Origin of the sequence: Virgibacillus sp. NKC19-16 (assembly GCF_021560035.1) — a bacterium.
GTDB lineage: Bacteria > Bacillota > Bacilli > Bacillales > Amphibacillaceae > Virgibacillus_L > Virgibacillus_L salidurans.
Map to the genome: position 1 here is coordinate 2,367,187 of NZ_CP074373.1, position 22,192 is coordinate 2,389,378.

A 22,192-nucleotide genomic window follows, 5' to 3' on the forward strand; every position below is an offset into this window, starting at 1 on the left:
ATATTACGATGGCCACTCTGGTTAATCCCTCCATTGTTTGAAAGTTTCTGCTAATTCCCCATAAATTCTCCAGGATTTAAAATGCGCAATAATTGCTCTTTTCCTGATGCAAATAATTGGTAAATTCCCTTGATGGACAATATACAAATACTCGAGTGGATCACCCTCACTAAAAATGGTCTCCCCTTTTTTTTAATTTCTGTGCCTGCTTTTATCGATCTCCAGCATTTCATCGACATCCAGATGATTGAAAAAAGGAACCTTTGCTACACATAGCTGTGTCGTGTCTATTTTATTACTCATAAAATTTCTCCCCCGTTAGCATTCTATCCTTTTCTCAGTTGTAGCACGCCTGCCTGGGAAAAGATAAAAAGCGAGCCAACCATTAAGCCAGCTCAAGCTCAGGGGAAGTTATGGTTTTGCTAACCCATCGCGGTCAGCCTGCATCGGCGGTTGTTCTAGCCAGCCATTTTTAATCATTAATTTAGCACCGTCCAGGGAATATTTGCCGATTTCGCCTGTCAGTCTCACATAATGTGTATTTATATCAGCCCGCATGCTTGTTGCCATACTTGTTCCATAATATCCTATTCCGATTGCAATTAATCCCGTCGTCGCCACCGTCATGAGCTTATCAGAAAACGGGGGAGTGGTTGATTTTGTCACTTCTGAATCCCATGTCATTGGAATAGGTAAGTCATCTTCACGTAAAATGGAACCGAAAATTTCAACATGTTTGGCTGCAATTTCTTTTCCACGAATCAGATAATTTGTAACTTCTTTTGACCTGGCAACTTGACTAAAACCAATCAATGTTGATACACCTAAAGCATTGCGCTGGGCATTAGCAAACAAATTAGCGACTTCCAGCGAAAGTAATGGTCTTCGTTTCCCAAACCATCCTGTGAGAAATTTAGTTGAATCTACGAATGAAACATTGTCTTGTGTTGGGATATATGGTGGACGTACATAAAGGCCTTTAGCAAGCAATAGGTCATTTGCCATTGCATGAAGTTCGGTATACTCTCTGAGACATTCCGAAAAATAGGTGTGAATATCCTGTCGCGTTGAGTTAGCTACTGCAACACTGTACGCGTTAAGCCCAAGTTGCCCCACTTGCTGCAGATACATTAGCATATATGTATCTGAGAAAAGGCGTGGTGCGGATTCATTCACATCATCTTCGGTAAGACCCTGTGGTACTGCATTCCCTTCTTCCTGAAAAAATCCAGTCAATTTTAGGATATGAGCTTGTGATATTTCCAAAGTATGTTGTAACAATGGGCGTATCTCTGTATCTTCAACGTGATTTAGGAAATAACGAAGCATACAAATGGCTAATGTATCATTTTGGTGAGATCCCCATAGTTGTGAAAGCTCGGCTGAAGTTAATCTAATGTTTTTTCCTGTGTCCATAGTTACTAATCCTCCTCGTGCTATTGGTGATTTCTACTACTTATTGTCTGTTAATAACAGGATTTTATTACATCTTGATTTCGACCATAAAAAAAGACCTCCCTAACGATTAAATTAATCGCTAAGAAAGTCTTAATATATGTTCAGGTTAAATATTTCATCTAACTTTAACAGTCTCCTGGTGTTCCTGCTCTATCTTTTGCTCTAAACGAAGACCCGCACCCGCATGATACAATGGCGTTCGGGTTATCGATTGAGAATCCTCCACCCATCATGTTCTGTTTAAAGTCAATTGTTGTGCCTTCTATGATTGGAATGTCCTGATTGTTCATCACAACCGGAATACCATTAATTTCTTCTACTTTATCAAGCTCTTCATTGATCTCATTCTCAAATCCCAGCGCATAAGATAATCCGCTGCATCCACCGCCCTTAATTCCGAAGCGTAGGCGAGCATTCCCTTCTTCATCTTTCATCATTTCTTTAATTTGTTCACCAGCACTATCTGTAATCGAAATAGACATGCCACGGACCCTCCTTTTTTAATTAAAATATGGTATTGTTATCTTTAATTATACAAATTAGAATGAAACTGTTCAATCATTTGGTATTATTTTTCAGCAATAAGCTCATCATTCACTAATACAACAACATCGTTTCATAACTCAATTCTAATATTGATTCGATGGGCAAACATCGCAATGATACCTATTGAAACTCCAGCCACAATATACATTACTAATACTGGAATTATTCCCTCAATTGTCATCGTGTTATTTAGAATGATAACAATAAACATAAACAAAGTTATGGAAGTAAAGAACAGGCCTATAGAGATAAGAGTTCTTTAATGGAATAAAACTAAAATTAATCCGTTACACATTCGAAATAAGTCATATCTAAACCTGTTTTTTCAATAATAGGATGTCCACCAATATTAAAACAATTATCGGCTGCTTCTGTTACTGCTGCATAGCTAAGATAAGATTGGGCAGCTATTAGAATTGCAACCACTATAAATGCGAATAAACCTACTATTAACAACCCTTGTATGGGAGTAATTCTCTTTATATTCATATTTCCACCACCTCATTCCAACTACCTTAGATACGCTCCATTATTTATATCGAATGTTGCTCCTGTGTAATGCTTGGATTTATCTGATAATAAGAAGGTCACAGTATCAGCAACATCTTCAGGTGTTACTGGTGTATCGATAAGTTCATGATTTAAATACTCCTCTTTTCGCCAATCAGGTATTGCACCCATCATCGGAGTCTTAACCATCGTAGGAGTAATAGCGTTGACCCTAATGTATGGTGAGAAATTCATTGCATTACTTTTAGTTAAACCCAGGATGGCCGCTTTTGATAGTCCATAAATTGCATCTGAACTGCCTTCTATCCCGGACACTGAAGACATATTCACGATTACTCCCTTATGTTGTTTTTGAAGTAATTGCTTGCCGAACATTTGGGAGAAATAAATGCATCCCTTAACGTTTATATCTAGGACTTTATCAATTTCATCTTCTTGATAATCCAGTATATTTTTTGCCAAATAAATTCCTGCACTGTTAACTAGACTATCTACGTCAGAGTGTTCATTTTCAATATGTGCAAAAAATGTGGCAACCTCTTCATACTTACTTACATCCAACTGATATGTATGCAAAAAATAGTGCTCAACCATTGATCGTTTTAACTTATGAAGGGAGTCTTCATTAATATCACATGCAATTACCGAAGCACCTTCATGTAAACATTGTTTAACAATTTCTTTGCCAATTCCGGAAGCTGCACCAGTTATTATTACTTTTCTATTTTTAAGCACTTAGTGAACTCCTCTCGCTATCTTTTTGTTCCTCTAATCTACTAAATTGTATCATGATCATTACCTATTTTTTGATTTTGATGACGACATAAAAGACATGATTAATAAGAACAGAACTCCAATAGACCCACCCATTGCAAGTAACTTAGCTGCGAGCTCTTCATTATTAAAAAAACCGTATATACCAGAAATCAGAACTAATGTGAGTATTGTTCGAGAAATATCTATTCTGATGTTATTTTTATTGTCATTTAACGTTCTTGGTATCATAAACAAACCTCTCTGATCAATGATTTATTTTAATTTTAACATATATTTTGAAAGAAAAAGTGACACAGCTTGTTATTTCATCCTCCACAAAGATATGAAAAATCAATTAAGCTCCAATCTGTTTTGCATCTACCAAGGACCAAACCGTACTTCTCTTATTGTGTCAGTTTCGTTGCTCTACTCCCCCTAAACTCATCAATATCATCAAGAAAAAGCAGCACCCAGTAACTGTTGCTACCAACTGCAAAAATTACTCCTGCGACTGCTGACAAAATTGATGTTAATTGAAATGCCACCCATTTTATATCTTTTAATACTGGCCAATTCACGAGTAGGTTATTCCACAAAATCTCCTTGGATAAATTCCTCATCCCGGTCAAAATTAATTCGGATGCTTTTTGAATCCGCCGGGTCCGGAGAGTCAGCTACATGGAAATGAATATGCGGTTCACTGGAATTTCCGGAATTACCGACGAGCCCAAGCAAATCACCTTGCTTGATCTCATCCCCTTCCTCCACTTCAATCGACTGGTGTTTGAAGTGAACAAGAAAACTGTATTCCTCGTTACCATGATCAAGGATGACATAATTTCCAAAAGGCTGCTCTTCATTCATTGTCCCAACCGGTTCATTATCTTCCACACTATTTTCCACATGAACAACCGTCCCATCAGCCGGAGCCAGGTACTCCTTGCCAAATGCATAATAGCTTTCATTTAAGGTGGGATCTCCTTCATAGGAGCTGTCTTCATTCATTACCACAAAATCATAAGCATAGCGCTGGTTTTCATAATCATAATGATAATTAACCAAACTGTTCGTTCCTCCCCAAAATACGAACCACTCATCTTGAAACGGCAAATCAAATACTGTTTCTGTATATATTTCATCAGTTTCCGGATAGATAGCAAGCGGCATCATCTGCAATCCCTGAATAATCTCATCCTGATCAAAGACTGCGATTATCCCTTTAGAACCACTGTCATCTATCCAAACGTATTGCTGTCCGCCATTACCATAAGGGAACTCAGATTGTAATGTATATGTAGTAACACCAGTGTTAAATTCTTTGCCTAGCTCCCTCAGCTGCTCCAGGGACACTTCATCCTGAAACGATTTGCTCATCTGGCTGTGCACCCGCTCATAACCCCCATTCAATAAAACATCAGTTAATTCCTTTGGCTCCATCGGTTCCTCTCCTTCGTTTGCATCTTCTTCCTGACTTTCTTCAGACGCCCCCTCTTCCGTGTTGCAAGCGGATAAGAGAATAATTGAAAAAACAGTCAGTATTAAAAATGTTCTTAGATATTTCAATCGCACACCTCCTTAAAATTTCTTCATATGTACTATTACGATTAAGTGAAAGGAAAAGTTTCATAAACGGAATCTGAAACTTAAATAGGTTGGTCCCGTTACTACCACGCTAATGCTTTAACTAGTGGAGATAGAAATCCCTCACTATTGCATCACAATCGCATTTGTTTACGGCATAATTTACATATTATTATTACAGGCTTATGTAAAGACTAGTTAAGTAAAATCTTTTAAAAGCTCTTGTATATGACGTTACGTAATATGTTTTAATAAAAGTAGAGGTGAATGGCATGACTGCAAAATTATATACGGTTGGCGAATTAGCTAAATTATCTGGAGCAACCATAAGAACCATTCAATATTACGATAAGATCAATTTGCTTGCAGCGAAAAGAGATGGGAAAAAGAACATCAGATACTATTCAAAATCAGATTTAATGGCACTCCAGCAAATCTTATTTTATAAACGTCTCGGGTTTCCGCTGAAAGAGATTAAAAATAACCTGATGAATTTTGATGATGCAGCTGATATCAAACAGATTTTAACAAATCAGGCAGACATCCTCTTCCAGCAGGAGATGGAGACCAAAATGAATCTGGCAATCATTGAAGCAGTAAATGCGTCCATTGAAGCAAATCCGGATCAAAAACTGGAACCGACTATAGAGCTTGTCCTCAGTTTGAATAAGCAAACAATTCTTGATTATGCAAATATCGACTTCGATGAGAAAACGAAAGAACTATTTGATAACAAATACGATGACTATAATGAAATCATTGAGATTTACTGGCAGTGGAAACAGCTCATTCTGGAAGCCGCTTCTTATAAATTAAACAGCACCCATGAGGAAAAACAGACAAGATTTCAGTTTGGCAAGAAATGGCATGAATTCACAGAAAACATTACGGCTGATGACCCTGATGGTATTACGCCCTTTGAAAAAGGTTTGGAAGAAAGCGATAAGTGGCCACAGGAAGATCTATTTTTATATAACTTCTCCAAGGATTTTATAAGCGATGCATATAACTATTATCTAAGAAAAGGTGATACAAGTGATTAAATTAGAAAACCTAACAAAAAATTATAGCGATAAAACAGCCGTTGACCATTTAAGCCTGACCCTAAAACCAGGCGAAGTCACAGGATTTCTTGGGCCTAATGGATCCGGCAAATCAACAACCATGAAAATGGTTATATCTCTGGTCCAGCCTACGATTGGAAGCGTGCTCGTCGAGGGGAATAAATATACAGACTACCCGGAACCGTTTAAAAAGCTTGGGACACTCATCGATCCATCAGCATTGGATAAGAATCTCACAGCGAAGCAGCATCTATCCATTATTGCTACAGCAGCAAATATTGACCTGGTCAGAGTCGATGACATGCTGAAGATCACGGGGCTGGAAAATGCAAAAAATAAAAAGGTGAAATCCTACTCGCTTGGAATGAAGCAACGACTCGGTGTTGCTACCGCCCTAATCAGCGACCCTGATGCGATTATCCTAGATGAGCCTTTCAATGGACTGGATGTAGACGGGATCAAATGGCTTCGCAGACTGTTCAAGCGGCTTGCCAGAGAAGGAAAGGCCGTAGTTGTATCAAGTCACTTAATGAGTGAAATTCAGGCTGTTGCCGATCGGGTTGTGATTATCGGCCAGGGAAAATTGCTTGCTGATTTGACCATGGAGAAAATGAATCGTTTAAGCTCCTATGTCTATGTCGAAGCAGACAACACAGGAAAAATGAAAAAACTTCTTCAGGAAGAACAGGCAATAATCCAGCAGCGCGGGGCTGGCTTTGAGGTGAGGAACCTGGAGGCAAAAGAGATTGGTAGACTTGCCCGAGACCACCATTTGATCCTTTATGAACTGAAAAAAGTAAAACCCTCCCTAGAGGAATTATTTACGGAAATTACTGCTGGAAAAGCAGATTATGTATCACAAGGAGATGAAGATGTATGATGAACTTGATTAAATCGGATTTTAAAAAAATACTCTACCTGCCTAGTTACCGGAATTTTCTAGTTACGATGATATTCTTAAGCATCTTGTTTGGAGCCATCTTTGTGTTGACGATTAGCATTACACAAGGAAAACAGCTGGCAGACCTGACGTTTATGGAAGTTATAGATATTTCATTCCTTGGTATGGACGTTACAGCCATTATGATGATTATCTTTACAGCCATTTTCATCTCCAAGGATCTGGCACCAGGAGCGATCCATACGAACTTATCGATCACTCCGATCCGCAGAAAATACTTTCTTTCTAAAATTCTGTTCCTGTCGATTCTTTCCATTTTGCTTAGTGTAGCAGTATCAGTGTTATTACTTGTCATCGATCACTTTATTTCAGTTGCGAATGGTATAAGCGGGTTTGCTGCAATGGATAGTGGTATTCTTATGAAAATCATTGGCTCCGTCGTAATGGTATTATTCTATAGTATACTGAGTGCAGCCGGAGTATTCTTTATTCAATCTGCTGCAGGAGGTATCACCTTTTCATTAGGTGTCATGTTCCTTCCCGCACTCATTAATATGTTCCCTTCTGACGTCTCAAATCCCTTGCTTGCTATTTTCCCGGAGAAGGCACTGGGCACCTTTATCGATATCAATTCCAGCAGTGATTCTCTCGTCTTATCAACAGGTATTCTTCTGGGATGGATCATTATTTCGTCTTTTATCGGATTGTGGAAATTTGAAAGAACCGACTATTAATGAGACAGTTTTAAACAAGAATGAACAATATAGGCTGGAGAAGTATTATAATATTTATACTTCTCCTTTGTTGTATGCAACCCAAAATGGTCTTTATACGCAAACGCTCGCAACCTTATTCCATTTTTGTATCTGTAACCAATTCCTTATTGTACTGCGATCGACTTATAAGGATAATAAATACAACGAGGCCAACCGGAAACAGGAAGACTAGCATTTTCAGCCACTCCCCAGATTCTATAAATATCCAACCTTAATCGGAATTATTATTCTCGTCTTCTTCTGGTAGCTTATCCAAAGTTACTAATAGCAATGTAGCTATCGGCCCAAGGAACAAAGAGATTAAAAACCAATTAAGACCCGACCTGTTTTTTCCTTGTGCTAACCCAGCGTTAATAAGTGTAAGAGTACCCCATCCAACAACATATTGGTCTTCCACACTGATCCCCCTTGTTAAATCTTTACTATTTTTCTAGCTGGTATTGTGCTACAAACTTTTTAATCCTACGAATCCTCATCCAAATAAGAAGGTATTCATTCAGTCGCAACTTTTAAAATAATTCTTATATCCCCTTGTATTCTCAAATAAAAGGCGTATAATTATGAACATTCAAAGGAGGAGAGGAGAAATGCGGTTACTGAAAAAGATTGCTACAAAAGTTATACTAACTAGCGCTGCACTTTACATGGCTGTTTTACTTCTGCCTATTTTTTTAATTACAGAGCAAGTGGATGAATTTTCGAAATTAATAGAAGCGATATTCAAAGATCGAGAAGAATAAAGCAAAAAATCTGTCAATCAATATTACATTTCATATCCAAACAATTACCTTTCTTTAAAATCCGGGCGCAATTTCCCCGCTTTTGCGCCCGGATACAGGAATTCAAGGCTATATTATAATAGTTAAAAATAATTCAGATAACCGTTCAATACATTTTGTTTTATGCTTTCTCCCCTCACCCATTTGTTAAAATCAACCTCCAGCACCTCACCTCCAGGAATTGCAGTTATAATTTTATTTTCATCAAATAAATATGCAAAAGTATGAAGTGTCCCGAAAAATTCATGATAATGTTCATTATACAATGGTGTAGCAGCGTCTCTGAATGTGTTAAAGGCATCTTGACCATTCATTTTTTCTATCTTACTTTGAGATAAATAGTTTAATCGTTCCTTAGTTCCTTCTAAATTTTCCCGATTTAATCTAAGCATAGGTCTATTTCCTCATTAATAATATTTGAGAACATATTGATTAAGGACCTATCAATTTCTAGGCCTTGACGATAACCAATATCATAAGAAGTCCCACGGTATTGTTCTAAAGAAACTTTAAAATTCCCCATTCGTCATTACCCCTATCCGATACGTAATATTATAATATAAACACCTATTCTACAAATTAACCTTATAACGCAAGAGATAAGTGCTCGTTAACTTAATAATTTCGTTTTTTAAAGAAATCAAAAAGTGTTTCAGGAACAAGTCTCAATTGTTTATCTTGAAATTCATCCAAAGACTTCCACAATGCCTTATATGTATTTCCATTATCCTCCTCTACAAGCAACGAATCTTTACTATACGCGCATAACACCAACTCCATTCATAGAATATGAAACCTTCCTTTGGTTAACAAAATTGCGATTACACAAGATGGGTAAAAAAACTTATTCAATAGCAACAAATCTTATACGACAACAGCTCTTTTACGGAATATGGTTATAAGATCCTTATGTATCAACGTTCTTCAACCAAAACACTAGTTAGCAGAAGAGCAATTACTTATGAGGGAATATGAATTCTAGCTGATTCAGGTATTTCAATACAAGTTCGCGAGGTCAACGTTGCTTCGTACTAATTATTAAGTTTATTATCAGTGAGGTGAAAAATCTAAAAAGGATGAAAGCTATAATTATAAAAAAGGAAATTAGCAAGAAAGATAAAAGTACATTGTCTAAATCAATGTACAAACCTAAAATATTTTTTCCTATTATTGGTCCAAGAAAAATAGTAAATATCAAAGCAATTGATTCATCATACTTTGTAGCCTTCTTTAACACAAGAACTTTACCTCCCCTGAATATGGAAATCTCATATTGAAAGGCCTTCCCCATTATTTATTCATTAACTGCTTCGTTGAATTTAAATTCTAAGTTGATATTCATCAATTCTCCCCATATAGTTTAAAAAATATTATCTCAAGACTCCATCAATTGAACAATACGTTTCAAATAGGCCGGTAAACCTACAGAGAAAGTACTCTTGTTCATAATTACAGAAAACCATAGATATACGAATTTAATTTTCTCTGGAATTTGATATAAAATAATGTAGTGGCCCACCAAAAATCAATCCTCCAGCTACTATACCTAAGAATACAGCTGAATATGGTAGTAATTCAATTTCCCTACCTAAAAAATAATCTATAATAATGCGAAAGATAGTAACAGTAAATGGGAATACGAGTGACCAAAATAACATTATTTTTAAACCTTTGGACACGCTTTTATCCCCCCCTTACAAGTTGACTTATTCGGTAAAATGGTCCTTTGGTGCAATATTGGAAGTAATATTAGGTGAATGTCCGATTCAGGAAAATAACTATCATGAAAGGTTGAATAATTTTTTATTGTTGGACTGTAACCTTTTTTCCTGTGATAAAAGATATAATACTAAAAACAACTAAAAAGAAAGCAAGTATACCGTAGGCTCCACCTTCAAATCCCCTAATATTAACAAAACCAATATAGAAAAGAATAATGGTAGCAATTGTTGCGAAAGATCCGGGTAACATCCTTACCAATAATGAATAGCCCTTTCTTCTAAACCACCAAGCTAACGTTATTATAATAATTCCAGGTACAAGAGCTACAAATAAAGGTCCGAAAATCATCATTCAAATCCCCCCATTTTCTGCAACTTTAGCATTAAATCAATTTTGAATTATATGAAACTATAACATAGATTAGAGGAATTTTCACTCAACTGTAGACTTTTTTATTTCCGCTTGATTATGGATTTTAATCCAATCAGTGGCTTCCCTAGCAATCATGGGAAGCATGGGAATCAACCCCTTGCTCAAAAGTATAAGACACAACGAGCAGAATTAATCCGCTTGTTGTGCCTTATAATTGTAAAATCTCTTTATTACATAATCTGATCTATTCGTACTGAAAGTTACCGCTCCTTATTTAGTAAAAGCAACCGATAACGGCAAAAAAACAAAATTATTCTATAAGGTACATTATATCGATCACCCCCAATTAATTAAGACACTAATAACTAAGGCGACAAAAGATATACAAATTGCTATAATAACAAAAGGAAAAATATACCTGATCCATCTTCCATAAGGTACCCTGCATAATCCAAGCATTGCCATTAACCCAGCTAATGTGGGTGAAAATAAATTTGTCAGACCATCGCCGATTTGAAATGCTAAGATTGTCGTTTGCCGTGTAATGTCTAACATATCACCAACAGGAATCATGATTGGTAACGTCACTACTGCTTGACCACTGCCACTTGGAATCAAAATATTGATAATCGACTGGGATATTGCCATGAACACAGCGGCTAGCGTTGTTGGCAAATGTTCCAACAGTGAGGTAAGGCCATGAGCAACTGTATCACTGATATTTCCATGGTTCAGCACCACTTGAGTCGCCATTGCTACACCAATCAGAATAGCTGCTAATGCACTAGGTTCAAGTGCCTTCGAAAATACTTGAGCGATTTGACTGGCATTCATTTTAGCAATAATCCCACAGGCAATGCCGATCATAAGATATATCGCAGCAACTTCATTGATATACCACCCTTGTGTAAAAATACCAACAAGCATAACAATAATCCCTGAGATAAACACAAGCAACATGGCAATATCCCTTTTCCTCATATGATAGGAGTCAATTGATTTACTAAGTTTCATGTCGCTGGTATCAATGTCGTAACCAAGGCTTTTATCCCGGTCCTTTAAAATCTTTTTAAAATATCTAACGTTAAAATAAGATAATACAGATAGCGTGGTAACCACCAGAATACTTCTAAAAATCCAGCCCGAAAAAAGTTCCATTTCTGCTATCCTGTGCCCTACACCAACTGTATACGGATTGAACGGAGAGAGTCCAAATCCTACCAGCACACCGCCTATTGCAATACCCGCACCGAGCATTGCATCTCCACCTATGGCAACACTCAATAAAACAGCTATTGGAACAAGGGCGATATTATTTTCAAGTCCAATAAATATGCCAAAAAATCCGTAAACAAAGGTCATAATCACAACAATAAGAAAGCGCCTTTCAACACCAACTTTGCGAACGAATGTCCCAACTGTATTTTCAAGCATCCCTGTTCTTTCTAATAATCCAAACATCATGGCTGCGGCAAATGTGACAAATACAATGTCTGACATTTCCTGGAAACCCTCAGGAATCGCAGTAAATAACTCCATAATGCCAACAGGGTTGCTCTCAGTATATTCAAATGATCCGGGAACGGTTTGAGTAGTATCATCAACGGTTTCCCTTTCATAAGATCCAGCTGGAATAATGTACGTCAAAATAGCTGCACCAACAACAATAAAAAACAATAATGCCAATGGATGTGGAATGCGATCCAATAATTTTTTACTTTTCTTTTCATGCTGCATATTCAATCATCCTTTTTGTTAGTTAAAAAATTATAATAAATGGGACTAGGGACGGGGTCCTTTCCCGATCGGTGCACCCATCAATCATGTTGTTATTCATATCATACATCTCAACAATAGATACTGTGTTCTTGTCCCCCCTGTCCCTAGATAGACACTTCTGTTTATTTATTCAAATCTCAAATTCCTATACATGCGTTCGAATGATTTAATAATATTTCGCCCATACAAATTTCCGAAAAGTGCTCGTTCACGAAAGAAAACGGCATATATTATAAAACCTAATATTAACACAAGAATAAGTATTCCAGTACCCTTCCACCCCAAACCACCCACCAAATCAGGAAGACCACTGCCATGAATACTACTAGAGGATTTTTTAATTCCTTTTGTCTCATTCTTTCTCATCTTTCTTCAGGAGTTATCTCTGCCCATTTTACCAATCCAATAAGCTAACTCACCTTTGTTATGTAATTTATCAACTCTAAGAGTCATTGTTCCTATTAATATTTCATCAGATTTAAGAATAACTGCAAATGGAAAAGCATCCTTGCTTTCAATAAGTTGTGGATGGCTTCTTATCCAATTTTCTGCATCTTCTACATGGTATGGATGAGGCAAGAAAGTAGTATTAGCTAACTCTTTATCATTAGCCAGCCTTTGGACTCCTGCAGCATCCTCTAACTCAAATGGCCTTAATAACAAACGTTTTGTTTCAAGTAATAATGGCATAATAAGTATAACCCTCCTGAATAGAATTTAAAAAAGCATACTCAACTCACTTGTTTATAAGTATTTTCGCAAATAGGTTCTTTATTTTCTCGTATGTGACCATCAATCATGTTGGTATTCACATCATACATTTTCAACAAGAGGGACAGTTTTGCTGTCCCTCTTGTTGACTAATACCAATTATTTCAGAAACTGCCACTACATTCAATTTTATTTAGTAAAAAAGACGCTTATTTTATTACGAGTGAGCGCCCGTTTGCGTATAGGTGAAAGCTGGCTTTAGTAAAAATTTATTCCTTAGTAATTACATGGAAGACGTAAAGGCAAAACAATTTCTAGAGGTTTAATCTTGCGGTTGAAAAGGAATGAACAGATTAGAAGTTAATGAAAGCAAGGTGATTATCGTGGAAGAATTATTTAATCAAGGCAACATAGGAAACCATATACTACGTAATCGCTATATTGTGGCGCCGATGACACGCGTCAGCTCAGAAGAAGATGGCACACCGAATGAACGCGTGCACAAGTACTACGAACGTTTTGCGAAAGGAGGATTTGCGGCGGTCATCACGGAAGGTGTATATCCGGACACCCAGCATAGCCAGGCATACAAATATCAAGGCGGACTCGCGACTGAAAAGCATGCGAAAGCCTGGAAGCAGGTCGTAAGCAGCGTGAAGTCTCACGGAGCGTTAATGATTGCGCAACTTATGCACGGAGGAGCCCAAACACAAGGAAATTATTATACGGATGTTACAGTTGCACCATCTGCGTTTTCTCCGCCAGCGGATAAAGTAGAAGTATATTATGGCAGCGGTCCGTTCCCAACTGCAAAAGCGTTAACGTTAGAGGAAATTGTAGAAGTGAAAAGCGGCTTCGTTCGATCGGCAGAACTTGCGAAACAAGCAGGTTTCAGCGGGGTTGAATTACACGGAGCGAACGGTTATTTACTCGACGAATTTTTATCTGAAACCAGCAACCATCGAACCGATCAATATGGGGACAGTGTAGAAAACCGAGTACGTCTTCTTAAAGAAGTGATCGAGGAAGTAAGAGAGGCAATTGGGACTGACATGATGCTCGGTATTCGGATCTCTCAGATGAAAGCAACGAACGGTAGCTACAAATGGCCGGGCGGGGAAGCGGAAGCAGAAATCATCTTCTCAGAACTCGGAAAAACGAGTACAGACTATATTCACATTTCAGATGATGACGCGACTACACCTGGATTCGGCGAAGACACGATGACGATGGCAGAAGCCGCAAAGGTTCACGGATAAGCCTGTTATTGCATGCGGGGAATTAAGTAACCCCTCAAAAGCTGCAAATGTCTTGAAACAAAACCAAGCCGACTTTGTTGGAATTGCCCGCCAGGCACTCGCGAATCCGAATACACCAAACCGTGTTCAGCGCGGCGAGCCGCTCAATAAGTTCGATGGAAAAGCGATTATGACTCCGCAAGCGTACGTGAAGGATTTTGAATTAGAAATGTAGTAGATAAAAAGAACTGAAGATCTTGTGATCTTCAGTTCTTTTTATGATTCTTTATTGGAACATGAGCTATGATTTCATTTCCGGATATTTTCCTGCCAGATATTAACTGTAATCATTCCGTTCTTTGGAGCTTTTACTAGACCTCTATGTATTTCAAATAGACCAGCATCCGAAGTAAGATTCCCACAGTTGCCACTATAATCAATCAGCTGATTGCCCAATGGCTACCTGCCCGAATAAATAATCTACACACTTTTGTTTAAAATGACCACCTTACTAGTACTTGAAGTTGCACCACCCATTCCATCAATCTACTGTCCATAAGGATCTGGACTTCCTATAATGTTGAATATGATCTTTTAATAGTTCCTCAGTATATCTTATTTTCATCACTTAAATAAGATCAAATACCCATCTAACAAATTTCATAATAAGACGTGGAAAAAACAACAGTATTTCACTTATTGTAACAATCCACTCAAAACGGTCATGTTTTTTACTAGCCTTATCACGCTGTCTACTCATTTTACTTATATACATCTCCTCTACTTCAGGCTGCCACAATATAAATCAAGAGCTCATTATCTTGATTTTCATGAACTATTCTAAAGCCTTCAACTCTCAAACGATCAGAAAACTCAACCTCGCAGCCTAACACCATGCTTATCCAGCTCATTATAGACCGTTTTCAACCGCGGTATTCCCTCTGCGACCATTTCTTCATTTACAAATACGATTGGATAAAATAAATCTTCTTCAAAAACACTGTGAACAAATTGTTGGTGTTTCTCTACGTTTGGAGGTTGATCAATATCAACATATTCATATTCAATGGATTCGTCGATATATTTTCGTCCAATGGCGGCTTGAAGCCATTCGTAGGTGTCCCTTGAGCCTGGTGCACCGACACAGCTCGCACAGATTTGTTCAGCACCGTATATGGTAATCGCAACTTTTGCCGTTCCCATTTCGAAATCCCCCTTTTTCCAGTTACTTTTATTTTACATAATATTTGTAAAGAGGTAAAATATAATTAATTAGTAAACATGCAATTTAAATCTTAGATAGATTTTTCAACAAATACCCTTTATAATTAGAGATAGAAAGGAGAAGATGAATAATGGAAGAACAAGTACAAGAGGTAATTACCAAACTTCGTCCATTTTTACTGCGTGATGGTGGGGATGTAGAGTTAGTTGATGTTGATGATGATGGCATTGTTCTTATTCGTCTCATGGGTGCCTGTGGCAATTGCCCAAGTTCTACAATTACGTTAAAAGCTGGAATTGAGCGTGCATTAATGTCTGAAGTTCCTGGCGTTAAAGAAATCGAACAAGTATTTTAATATAATAACACATATAAATGTAGCAGACAGCTTTTTTCAAAGATGTCTGCTTTTGTTTTTTAAAGAGGAGTCTTCGGCGCATTTCCGGAAAAGACTGCTGCAATATTATCAAGGCACAGATTCAACATGTCTGTACGAGTTTGTTCCGTAGCTGAACCGATATGCGGCAAACATACGGTGTTATCCAATTGAACAAGCGGATGATTTGCTCGAATCGGTTCTTCTGTAAATACGTCCAGTCCGGCTGCTTTTATCTGATTTGTCCGCAATGCATCATATAAAGCCTCCTCATCAACTGTAGCACCACGTGACGCATTGATGAAAATAGCAGATGATTTCATTTTATCAAATACATCTCGGTCAAACAGTTGATTTGTATCCTTTGACAATGGTATTAATGAAACAACAAAGTCAGATGTAGTTAACAGTTCTTTAAAATCAGCATAGGTTGCCTGAAGCTCTTTTTCTGCTTCAACATGACGTGAACGGTTATGATATAGAATCGACATGCCAAAACCTTTCGCACGTCTAGCCACCGCTTCGCCAATTCTTCCCATCCCCACAATTCCGATTGTTTTATGATGAATATCAGAACCTGCAAGTAAATACGGAGCCCAATTTCTCCATAAATCTTTTTGTATATAGGTATCTGCCTCCACGATACGTCTTGCGGTTGCCATCAGTAATGCAAATGTTAAATCAGCAGTCGTTTCCGTTAACACGTCAGGTGTGTTTGTTATCGTGATGCCACGTTCTTTTGCTTCGTCAACAGCTATATTATCATAACCCACCGCCAAATTTGCGACAATTTTCAACTGGGGGGCTATATTCAAAAGCTCTTTATCAATATTTTCGCTTAACATGCATAATAAACCATCTGCACGCTTAGCCTCTTCTAGTAAAATATCTCTCGGTACTGGTTCATCTGCCTTTTCCCACATTTTAAAATCAAATTGCTCTACATATGGATTGATTATTTCATCCGGAATTTTTCTAGTAATATAAATGTATGGTTTTGTCATGTGCCACCCCTTACTCATTTGTTACAGCCAGTGTAACACAGGGATATGTAGTGATTCTGTTTCAACGTTCGCTATTTGGAAGAAATGGCGTAATTTTTTCTCGTAAATTGCTTGCTTATCGAGAAGTACTGTTATTTCTTCATGAAGCTGATCGTGTGGGAGCTGATTTAAAAATCCTTTGCCGATTACATCAAATAAATGCATGGGGAATATCAATCTTGCGTACAAGAGACGCCAGCTAAAAACAGATAATGGTCTAATGGATTGATAATCATTCAAGAATGTAATAATTTCTTGTTGATCGTTATTACCAAGCATCAACAGACGAATATATTCAGCCAAATCCCTTGTTGGATGATCATATACCAAGTCATTCGTCCACAAAACCGGATTCACTAAATTACCTGCATATCTTCTAAAAGCAATCGTACCTTGATCAGCGTCGTGAAATCGATAATCCTTTTCACTTTCCCCAATATATTGGATCGCATTTTCACTGATTCCAATAATATATGGCAGGACATCCATCAGTAATCGATGGTAATTTGATGAATGATCCAGAGCATCTTTTTCAATTTTCGTTTCAAACACAGTTAATTTATCAATCCATAATTGCTTCCACCCGCCATAGCTGGAAATGGACTGTGGTTCATAGCTATAAGCGGAACCTACTTGATGAAAATTTGCCAAGACTTCCCCTTTTGGTAAATCATTTCCTTGCTGGGTATACTGTACCTGCAGGACGATGTACTTCTTATCCTGGTGTAGGCTGAACCACTCTCCATGGACATTTGGGATCGGAATAGCAAGATGCCTGTACCCATTTTCCACTAGATAATACGCAAGTGCAGCTTGCTCCATATAGATAATTTCCTTATTATCGGCAGAAATGGTAAAATAAACATATTCGCCCTGTCTATAGCCTTCCTTACCATCCAGCACCAATTTCTCTTCTGTTTGGATAGCGTAATGTGTAGCTAGTAATTCTCTCAAAGGCAACATTATCTCCCCCATTTGCTTTTATCATTAGTATATGAGCAAATCAGGCAATTCTTAACTTAAATTCTAAAAGAAAAGGTGATCGTAGTGGAGGAAAATACAAATAAAAGCGAATTAGAACTAAAAGCTAGACAATGGTTAACTCAACGAGGCGTTCAATTAGATGATATTGCGGAGCTTGTATATTACTTACAGTCAAAATATCATGACAACTTAAGCATGGATGTGTGCAGGTACAACGTTGATCGTGTATTAACGAAAAGAGAAGTTCAAAATGCCATCTTAACAGGTATACAGTTGGATGAATTAGCCGAGAAGAAAATGCTGGAACAGCCGTTGCAGAAAACAATTGACGCAGACGAAGGTTTATATGGAATTGATGAAGTGATCGCCCTTTCCATTGTGAATGTGTATGGATCTATTGGTTTTACCAATTACGGATATATTGACAAACAAAAACCAGGAATTTTAAAGAAGTTAAATGATAAATCGACAGGCGAAGTTCACACATTTCTAGACGATATTGTGGGAGCTATCGCAGCATCTGCCTCAAGCAGATTAGCACATAGCAATGTTGATGATGCGAATATAGATGATTAGAAACAGGTAGGAAGAGCAGATTTGCTCTTCCTATATTTTTTCAATCCATTCCGTTAGACGCTGCACATGATAGGAAGGCTTTCTTTCCAAGTTGGCAAGTTCCTCGTAAGGTGTTACACCGGTAAAGACCATTAGTGTATCGATGCCAGCATGAATCCCTGCAAGAATATCTGTATTATAATTATCTCCCACCATTAATGTGTCACGCTTTGGCAGGTTTAATATCTGCAATGCCTGTTCCATAATGATCGCTTCCGGTTTTCCAATAAAAATCGGCGTGATCCCTGTACTCACTGTGATCACGGATGTAAGTGCACCATTTCCTGGTAGAAGTCCGGCGCTAGTTGGAATAGCAACATCGCTGTTTGTAGAAATAAATGTGGCACCATTGCGAATAGCTAAGCAGGCCTTCGCAAATTTTTCATACGTTACATGACGGTCAATTCCAACGACAACGAAATCACAATCCTCGTCGGTAATCGTAAGACCTTGTTCTTCCAGAGCCTGATGAATCCCTTCTTCCCCAATGACATAACAGCGAGCATCCGCTTTTTTCTGTTTAATATAAGTCGCCGTTGCCAGACTTGTCGTAACCACATTTTCAGGAGCCGACTTAATTCCCATCGCGTTCAGCTTATCGGAAACATCACCTTGAGTTTTCGATGAATTATTTGTTAAAAATAAATAGGGAATGTCATGATTATTCAAAGCATTTACAAAATCAGCAGCCCCGTCAATCGGATCAATCCCCCGATACATCGTACCATCCAAATCAATTAAATAACCTTTATATCGCTTCAACTTTTACCCTCATTTCACAACGACTCATTTGAAAATGCGTTCGCAACTCCCAGTTCGTTATCTAAGTATTTTCTTATATGTGTGCTGAAATTCGCAAAAATATCCTTGTTTCCAATAACCGTTTCTTTTAACTTGTCGTGATCGATTGACGCATAATCATTTACAATCATTTTGCGTAAACGAATCATTTCTTTATATGTCTTCTCTTCATTCTGAGGCAATACTTTCTCATCAATTAAAATATCAATAATATCTTCATATCCACCTGGATCACGCATAATAAACCCATCTATCATCATATTTCCCGCGTCTAATGTAGATTCAATTAAGACATGAACCATTCTTTCCAGGCTCAATTTTTCAAGGAAAGATTCATACTTATACCTGTCCAATTCCTGTATGATTTCATCCATATATAAAACCGTTTGTTCAATTTTACTCCGATCAACAAAATACATTGGTAACCCTCCGATTGTCATACTACCCCTTTATCATACCATATTGTGTATGAATAATAGAAGAAAACGTGGTACAGTAAATGTCAGCGATTTTAAAGGAAGTGTTTCAAATAATTATTAAATGGATGACCGTTTTCGAGGAATGCTCTCCCGGTTTGGATGCTGGATCTCCCGATTCTCTCCCCATGTTAAATAGTAAAAATTGTTCATCATATATTCTCACTTTAGGTGAAAAATAAGCACAGAAAGGAATGATCCCATATGAAAAAAAAGGAGAAAAAGAATTACTCCGATTTTTCCAATGTAGATAGTAGAAGAAACACGTTAATTCCGGAAGAATATCCGGAGGGACCGTTTGGATCGACTATTCATAAGGATGAAAAAGTAGAAGGGAAGTCAACACCATGGAGAGAGGGTCAAAAACGTGATAGTGCTTTTGTATACCCTGACAGGGATTTGCATGATGATCTTCCTAGACAGACCCCAGGTGCGCATCCTCTCCACGATGAGCCAGGCAATCCGAAAGAAAAGGAGTAGTAGTTCACAACCGGAACTACTACCCCTTTCTATTTATCCACCTTTTTTAAAACAAAATAGGCACAGCCGAAATTACAGTATTCATACAGATAATCGTCTAATGCAGCTATTTTTATATCCGGTGGTGCTTTCTTATTATGATCATTGTAAAAGCCCTTAAGCCTCAATTGTTCGTAACCCCAATCGCCTACAATATAGTCATATTTGGACAAGATTTCTGAATAACGTTCTGTAAAAGCCTCTTCTTCAAATCCATCTTTATTATTCTCGATAATTTCGTAATTTTTTCCATGTAATTCAATCAAAGCTACTCACCTCGCTTAAGCTGTCTATAGTTTATCATAATTCATGCACACAGACTAGAAATAATTTCATGCATGAATTGGCGTATCTGTACAGACACTATAAAGGAAAATTGTAACCTGAAGGAGGGAAATAATGTATTCGAAATTTTTTATATCAGTTGTTTTCATTGTGCTATTTGCACTAGCTGGCTGCGGGGATACGAATAACGCCGGAGATGATCCAAATGAGGCTGAACCTTTAAATCCAACCAGAGAACAACAACCACCTGTAAATGAAGAATTAGACGAAAAGATAGGCTACGTTCGATATACAAAGGATCAAGTTGATAATGACCGAGAGAGAAATCGTAATATCACATTAGATCGTAATGAAATGGCTAATACGATTACACGCGTTATTTTACGAAATGACGGATTTGAGGAAGTTGCAACACTTGTTACAGATGAGGAAGTACTCATTGCTTATGAAAAAGATGAAGATATAGATGAAAACAACGCAGCTGACATTGCAAAGAAAACAGCAATGTCCATCATGCCGGGATTTTTTGAAGTATATGTTTCAGACAATGAGGTATTAATTGAGGACATAGAAAGCCTGTCTAATTCAACTACTGAAAATCGTAATTATGATAATACAATCGACCGGATTATCGAAGAAATGGAAAAATCTCCACAAGGAAACGATTAAATCAAAGAAACGTACGTCACCGGTCAGGGGGTGAAACTAAATGTTCAACAGAAAAATGCTTATCTGTTTAATTATCATGATGACTATGTTCACGTACTCCGGGGCTGCTTTCGCCGAGGAGAAAGATGAGGATATTTATGATAAACGAATGGCTCTTTTCAAAAAAACGGAAGCCTTAACTCAAATACCTTGGTATTACTTGGCTGCAATTGATAATTATGAACGGAACATACAGGAGGATCCCGATGACGAACAAGCCATTTCCATTGATATTCCACCTGAGGTCTGGTTTGGTATTGGAAATAGTTCAATGATTAAAGATGAACGGATAATTGAATTTTTTAGTGGAAAAGGAAAAGATGGAAATGGCGATCATAAGGCAGACCCAGATAACGCGGAAGATGTGTTGTACACGATGGCCAATATCTTGCTTGAATACGGACAGACGGAAGATGATATAAAGATTGCCCTGTGGAACCATTACAAAAGGGATCTCACCGTACAAACCATCATGAATACGTCCAAAGTATTTAAAAAGTTTCAGGATATTAACTTAACAGACCGGAGTTTTCCTGTTGATACCCAATATAATTACAGCTACAACAACACATGGGGGGATAGGCGTGGTTTTGGCGGCCTGCGGATTCATGAAGGAACAGATATATTTGCAGACTACGGAACACCGGTAAAGTCCACTACCTATGGTGTTGTGGAAATGATGGGATGGAATTTGTATGGCGGCTGGCGAATTGGCATACGTGATATCTTTAACATCTACCATTATTATGGGCATATGAGCGGATATAATGACGACTTAGAAGTAGGCCAGGTAGTACAGCCCGGCGATGAACTTGGTGGTGTAGGATCCACTGGTTATGGGCCACCTGGAACTTCCGGAAAATTCCCGCCACATCTGCATTATGGCATGTACCAAGATAACGGGGAACGTGAATGGTCATTTGACCCTTATCCTTTTCTACAAAGATGGGAACGAATGGAAAACGAATGA

31 protein-coding genes and 2 pseudogenes are annotated in these 22,192 nt (G+C 37.8%); 11 read left to right on the forward strand and 22 right to left on the reverse strand.

Translation table 11 applies throughout. The annotated features are described in order from the left end of the window. Positions 1-21 precede the first annotated feature (21 nt). From KFZ58_RS19375 to KFZ58_RS12200, 7 genes and pseudogenes are all read right to left on the reverse strand, one after another. A pseudogene (locus KFZ58_RS19375) lies at positions 22-180 on the reverse strand (hypothetical protein); the annotation flags it as partial. 231 nt (positions 181-411) lie between these two features. After that, entirely contained in the window at positions 412-1,416 is a 1,005-nt protein-coding gene (locus KFZ58_RS12175) for a DUF3231 family protein (protein ID WP_235791571.1), read from the reverse strand. Positions 1,417-1,583: 167 nt separating this feature from the next. Next, entirely contained in the window at positions 1,584-1,940 is a 357-nt protein-coding gene (locus KFZ58_RS12180) for a HesB/IscA family protein (RefSeq protein ID WP_235791572.1), read from the reverse strand. A 343-nt stretch (positions 1,941-2,283) separates the two neighbouring features. Continuing rightward, positions 2,284-2,493: a hypothetical protein gene (locus tag KFZ58_RS12185; RefSeq protein WP_235791573.1), complete on the reverse strand. Its 210-nt coding sequence runs from the start codon at positions 2,491-2,493 to the stop codon at positions 2,284-2,286. 21 nt (positions 2,494-2,514) lie between these two features. Further along, positions 2,515-3,249, reverse strand: a complete 735-nt coding sequence (locus KFZ58_RS12190; protein WP_235791574.1) for an SDR family NAD(P)-dependent oxidoreductase — start codon at positions 3,247-3,249, stop codon at positions 2,515-2,517. A 425-nt stretch (positions 3,250-3,674) separates the two neighbouring features. Further along, the gene (locus KFZ58_RS12195; RefSeq protein ID WP_235791575.1) at positions 3,675-3,848 is read right to left on the reverse strand and encodes a hypothetical protein; all 174 of its coding nucleotides are present in this window, start codon (positions 3,846-3,848) and stop codon (positions 3,675-3,677) included. A gap of 7 nt (positions 3,849-3,855) precedes the next feature. After that, positions 3,856-4,833, reverse strand: coding sequence for a M23 family metallopeptidase (locus KFZ58_RS12200; RefSeq protein ID WP_235791576.1), 978 nt, complete (start codon positions 4,831-4,833; stop codon positions 3,856-3,858). 290 nt (positions 4,834-5,123) lie between these two features. On the opposite strand from KFZ58_RS12200, the gene KFZ58_RS12205 reads away from it, so the two are divergent. The 3 genes from KFZ58_RS12205 to KFZ58_RS12215 are packed head-to-tail and all read left to right on the forward strand — an operon-like array spanning position 5,124 to position 7,550. Continuing rightward, positions 5,124-5,894 carry a MerR family transcriptional regulator gene (locus KFZ58_RS12205; RefSeq protein ID WP_235791577.1) on the forward strand — a complete coding sequence of 257 codons (771 nt, stop codon included), beginning with the start codon at positions 5,124-5,126 and terminating at the stop codon, positions 5,892-5,894. Beyond that, on the forward strand, positions 5,887-6,795 hold the full coding sequence (locus tag KFZ58_RS12210; protein ID WP_235791578.1) for an ABC transporter ATP-binding protein: 909 nt from the start codon (positions 5,887-5,889) through the stop codon (positions 6,793-6,795). The genes KFZ58_RS12205 and KFZ58_RS12210 overlap by 8 nt, the downstream gene beginning before the upstream one ends. Then, on the forward strand, positions 6,792-7,550 hold the full coding sequence (locus KFZ58_RS12215) for a hypothetical protein (protein WP_235791579.1): 759 nt from the start codon (positions 6,792-6,794) through the stop codon (positions 7,548-7,550). Before KFZ58_RS12210 ends, KFZ58_RS12215 begins: the two co-directional genes overlap by 4 nt. A 253-nt stretch (positions 7,551-7,803) precedes the next feature. On the opposite strand, the gene KFZ58_RS12220 is transcribed toward KFZ58_RS12215, so the two are convergent. Continuing rightward, entirely contained in the window at positions 7,804-7,989 is a 186-nt protein-coding gene (locus tag KFZ58_RS12220; protein ID WP_235791580.1) for a hypothetical protein, read from the reverse strand. A gap of 190 nt (positions 7,990-8,179) precedes the next feature. Here KFZ58_RS12220 and KFZ58_RS12225 point away from each other — a divergent pair, with 190 nt between their 5' ends. Next, complete coding sequence (locus tag KFZ58_RS12225; RefSeq protein WP_235791581.1) at positions 8,180-8,332, forward strand: hypothetical protein; 153 nt, start codon at positions 8,180-8,182, stop codon at positions 8,330-8,332. Between the two features lie 122 nt (positions 8,333-8,454). Here KFZ58_RS12225 and KFZ58_RS12230 read toward each other — a convergent pair whose 3' ends face one another. From KFZ58_RS12230 to KFZ58_RS12255, 6 genes and pseudogenes are all read right to left on the reverse strand, one after another. Next, positions 8,455-8,763: a C45 family peptidase gene (locus KFZ58_RS12230; protein ID WP_235791582.1), complete on the reverse strand. Its 309-nt coding sequence runs from the start codon at positions 8,761-8,763 to the stop codon at positions 8,455-8,457. Between the two features lie 1,083 nt (positions 8,764-9,846). After that, positions 9,847-10,050 (reverse strand): hypothetical protein, encoded by a 204-nt coding sequence (locus KFZ58_RS12235; RefSeq protein ID WP_235791583.1) that lies wholly within the window; start codon positions 10,048-10,050, stop codon positions 9,847-9,849. A gap of 124 nt (positions 10,051-10,174) precedes the next feature. After that, a complete protein-coding gene (locus KFZ58_RS12240; protein ID WP_235791584.1) occupies positions 10,175-10,444 on the reverse strand; it encodes a YesK family protein in 270 nt (89 codons plus the stop codon). 357 nt (positions 10,445-10,801) lie between these two features. Continuing rightward, entirely contained in the window at positions 10,802-12,202 is a 1,401-nt protein-coding gene (locus tag KFZ58_RS12245; protein WP_235791585.1) for a YfcC family protein, read from the reverse strand. Between the two features lie 252 nt (positions 12,203-12,454). Then, a pseudogene (locus KFZ58_RS12250) lies at positions 12,455-12,600 on the reverse strand (DUF6366 family protein); the annotation flags it as partial. A gap of 16 nt (positions 12,601-12,616) precedes the next feature. Then, a complete protein-coding gene (locus tag KFZ58_RS12255) occupies positions 12,617-12,934 on the reverse strand; it encodes a GNAT family N-acetyltransferase (protein WP_235791586.1) in 318 nt (105 codons plus the stop codon). 365 nt (positions 12,935-13,299) lie between these two features. Here KFZ58_RS12255 and KFZ58_RS12260 point away from each other — a divergent pair, with 365 nt between their 5' ends. Both KFZ58_RS12260 and KFZ58_RS19180 read left to right on the forward strand, forming a co-directional pair. Next, entirely contained in the window at positions 13,300-14,214 is a 915-nt protein-coding gene (locus KFZ58_RS12260; protein WP_255694821.1) for an oxidoreductase, read from the forward strand. A gap of 7 nt (positions 14,215-14,221) precedes the next feature. Then, on the forward strand, positions 14,222-14,428 hold the full coding sequence (locus KFZ58_RS19180; protein WP_255695118.1) for an oxidoreductase: 207 nt from the start codon (positions 14,222-14,224) through the stop codon (positions 14,426-14,428). 74 nt (positions 14,429-14,502) lie between these two features. On the opposite strand, the gene KFZ58_RS19380 is transcribed toward KFZ58_RS19180, so the two are convergent. From KFZ58_RS19380 to KFZ58_RS12265, 3 genes are all read right to left on the reverse strand, one after another. Beyond that, positions 14,503-14,649, reverse strand: a complete 147-nt coding sequence (locus KFZ58_RS19380) for a PrpF domain-containing protein (protein WP_370642272.1) — start codon at positions 14,647-14,649, stop codon at positions 14,503-14,505. 172 nt (positions 14,650-14,821) lie between these two features. Continuing rightward, positions 14,822-14,953, reverse strand: a complete 132-nt coding sequence (locus KFZ58_RS19185; protein WP_255694822.1) for a hypothetical protein — start codon at positions 14,951-14,953, stop codon at positions 14,822-14,824. A gap of 113 nt (positions 14,954-15,066) precedes the next feature. Beyond that, positions 15,067-15,396, reverse strand: coding sequence for a YuzD family protein (locus tag KFZ58_RS12265; protein WP_235791587.1), 330 nt, complete (start codon positions 15,394-15,396; stop codon positions 15,067-15,069). Positions 15,397-15,548: 152 nt separating this feature from the next. Between KFZ58_RS12265 and KFZ58_RS12270 the strand changes: the two genes are divergently transcribed. Then, complete coding sequence (locus tag KFZ58_RS12270; RefSeq protein ID WP_222642378.1) at positions 15,549-15,773, forward strand: NifU family protein; 225 nt, start codon at positions 15,549-15,551, stop codon at positions 15,771-15,773. Positions 15,774-15,832: 59 nt separating this feature from the next. On the opposite strand, the gene KFZ58_RS12275 is transcribed toward KFZ58_RS12270, so the two are convergent. Continuing rightward, positions 15,833-16,795, reverse strand: coding sequence for a 2-hydroxyacid dehydrogenase (locus KFZ58_RS12275; RefSeq protein ID WP_235791588.1), 963 nt, complete (start codon positions 16,793-16,795; stop codon positions 15,833-15,835). 21 nt (positions 16,796-16,816) lie between these two features. Next, positions 16,817-17,797, reverse strand: coding sequence for a YutH/CotS family kinase-like spore coat protein (locus KFZ58_RS12280; RefSeq protein WP_235791589.1), 981 nt, complete (start codon positions 17,795-17,797; stop codon positions 16,817-16,819). 84 nt (positions 17,798-17,881) lie between these two features. Between KFZ58_RS12280 and KFZ58_RS12285 the strand changes: the two genes are divergently transcribed. After that, positions 17,882-18,394 (forward strand): phosphatidylglycerophosphatase A family protein, encoded by a 513-nt coding sequence (locus KFZ58_RS12285; RefSeq protein WP_235791590.1) that lies wholly within the window; start codon positions 17,882-17,884, stop codon positions 18,392-18,394. A gap of 30 nt (positions 18,395-18,424) precedes the next feature. On the opposite strand, the gene nucF is transcribed toward KFZ58_RS12285, so the two are convergent. Both nucF and KFZ58_RS12295 read right to left on the reverse strand, forming a co-directional pair. Then, positions 18,425-19,195 carry a 5' nucleotidase NucF gene (gene nucF / locus KFZ58_RS12290; RefSeq protein ID WP_235791591.1) on the reverse strand — a complete coding sequence of 257 codons (771 nt, stop codon included), beginning with the start codon at positions 19,193-19,195 and terminating at the stop codon, positions 18,425-18,427. A 14-nt stretch (positions 19,196-19,209) separates the two neighbouring features. After that, complete coding sequence (locus KFZ58_RS12295) at positions 19,210-19,653, reverse strand: DUF86 domain-containing protein (protein ID WP_235791592.1); 444 nt, start codon at positions 19,651-19,653, stop codon at positions 19,210-19,212. A 261-nt stretch (positions 19,654-19,914) separates the two neighbouring features. Here KFZ58_RS12295 and KFZ58_RS12300 point away from each other — a divergent pair, with 261 nt between their 5' ends. Then, entirely contained in the window at positions 19,915-20,190 is a 276-nt protein-coding gene (locus KFZ58_RS12300) for a hypothetical protein (RefSeq protein ID WP_235791593.1), read from the forward strand. 29 nt (positions 20,191-20,219) lie between these two features. Here the strand turns inward: KFZ58_RS12300 and KFZ58_RS12305 are convergent, their stop codons facing one another. Then, positions 20,220-20,495: a YutD family protein gene (locus KFZ58_RS12305; RefSeq protein ID WP_235791594.1), complete on the reverse strand. Its 276-nt coding sequence runs from the start codon at positions 20,493-20,495 to the stop codon at positions 20,220-20,222. A 133-nt stretch (positions 20,496-20,628) separates the two neighbouring features. Between KFZ58_RS12305 and KFZ58_RS12310 the strand changes: the two genes are divergently transcribed. Together KFZ58_RS12310 and KFZ58_RS12315 are read left to right on the forward strand one after the other, a co-directional pair. Next, on the forward strand, positions 20,629-21,183 hold the full coding sequence (locus KFZ58_RS12310; RefSeq protein ID WP_235791595.1) for a YhcN/YlaJ family sporulation lipoprotein: 555 nt from the start codon (positions 20,629-20,631) through the stop codon (positions 21,181-21,183). Between the two features lie 40 nt (positions 21,184-21,223). Then, positions 21,224-22,192, forward strand: coding sequence for a M23 family metallopeptidase (locus KFZ58_RS12315; RefSeq protein WP_235791596.1), 969 nt, complete (start codon positions 21,224-21,226; stop codon positions 22,190-22,192).

Bases quoted from the DNA above. Each gene is read 5' to 3' on its own strand.
- KFZ58_RS12270 (WP_222642378.1), top strand. From the start codon at position 15,549: ATGGAAGAACAAGTACAAGAGGTAATTACCAAACTTCGTCCATTTTTA.
- KFZ58_RS12180 (WP_235791572.1), bottom strand. From the start codon at position 1,940: ATGTCTATTTCGATTACAGATAGTGCTGGTGAACAAATTAAAGAAATG.
- KFZ58_RS12245 (WP_235791585.1), bottom strand. From the start codon at position 12,202: ATGCAGCATGAAAAGAAAAGTAAAAAATTATTGGATCGCATTCCACAT.
- KFZ58_RS12255 (WP_235791586.1), bottom strand. From the start codon at position 12,934: ATGCCATTATTACTTGAAACAAAACGTTTGTTATTAAGGCCATTTGAG.
- KFZ58_RS12240 (WP_235791584.1), bottom strand. From the start codon at position 10,444: ATGATGATTTTCGGACCTTTATTTGTAGCTCTTGTACCTGGAATTATT.
- KFZ58_RS12225 (WP_235791581.1), top strand. From the start codon at position 8,180: ATGCGGTTACTGAAAAAGATTGCTACAAAAGTTATACTAACTAGCGCT.
- KFZ58_RS12300 (WP_235791593.1), top strand. From the start codon at position 19,915: ATGAAAAAAAAGGAGAAAAAGAATTACTCCGATTTTTCCAATGTAGAT.
- KFZ58_RS12260 (WP_255694821.1), top strand. From the start codon at position 13,300: ATGAACAGATTAGAAGTTAATGAAAGCAAGGTGATTATCGTGGAAGAA.
- KFZ58_RS12215 (WP_235791579.1), top strand. From the start codon at position 6,792: ATGATGAACTTGATTAAATCGGATTTTAAAAAAATACTCTACCTGCCT.
- KFZ58_RS12315 (WP_235791596.1), top strand. From the start codon at position 21,224: ATGTTCAACAGAAAAATGCTTATCTGTTTAATTATCATGATGACTATG.
- KFZ58_RS12185 (WP_235791573.1), bottom strand. From the start codon at position 2,493: ATGAATATAAAGAGAATTACTCCCATACAAGGGTTGTTAATAGTAGGT.
- KFZ58_RS12205 (WP_235791577.1), top strand. From the start codon at position 5,124: ATGACTGCAAAATTATATACGGTTGGCGAATTAGCTAAATTATCTGGA.
- KFZ58_RS12230 (WP_235791582.1), bottom strand. From the start codon at position 8,763: ATGCTTAGATTAAATCGGGAAAATTTAGAAGGAACTAAGGAACGATTA.
- KFZ58_RS19185 (WP_255694822.1), bottom strand. From the start codon at position 14,953: ATGAGTAGACAGCGTGATAAGGCTAGTAAAAAACATGACCGTTTTGAG.
- KFZ58_RS12175 (WP_235791571.1), bottom strand. From the start codon at position 1,416: ATGGACACAGGAAAAAACATTAGATTAACTTCAGCCGAGCTTTCACAA.
- KFZ58_RS12265 (WP_235791587.1), bottom strand. From the start codon at position 15,396: ATGGGAACGGCAAAAGTTGCGATTACCATATACGGTGCTGAACAAATC.
- KFZ58_RS12310 (WP_235791595.1), top strand. From the start codon at position 20,629: ATGTATTCGAAATTTTTTATATCAGTTGTTTTCATTGTGCTATTTGCA.
- KFZ58_RS12280 (WP_235791589.1), bottom strand. From the start codon at position 17,797: ATGTTGCCTTTGAGAGAATTACTAGCTACACATTACGCTATCCAAACA.
- KFZ58_RS12295 (WP_235791592.1), bottom strand. From the start codon at position 19,653: ATGTATTTTGTTGATCGGAGTAAAATTGAACAAACGGTTTTATATATG.
- KFZ58_RS12275 (WP_235791588.1), bottom strand. From the start codon at position 16,795: ATGACAAAACCATACATTTATATTACTAGAAAAATTCCGGATGAAATA.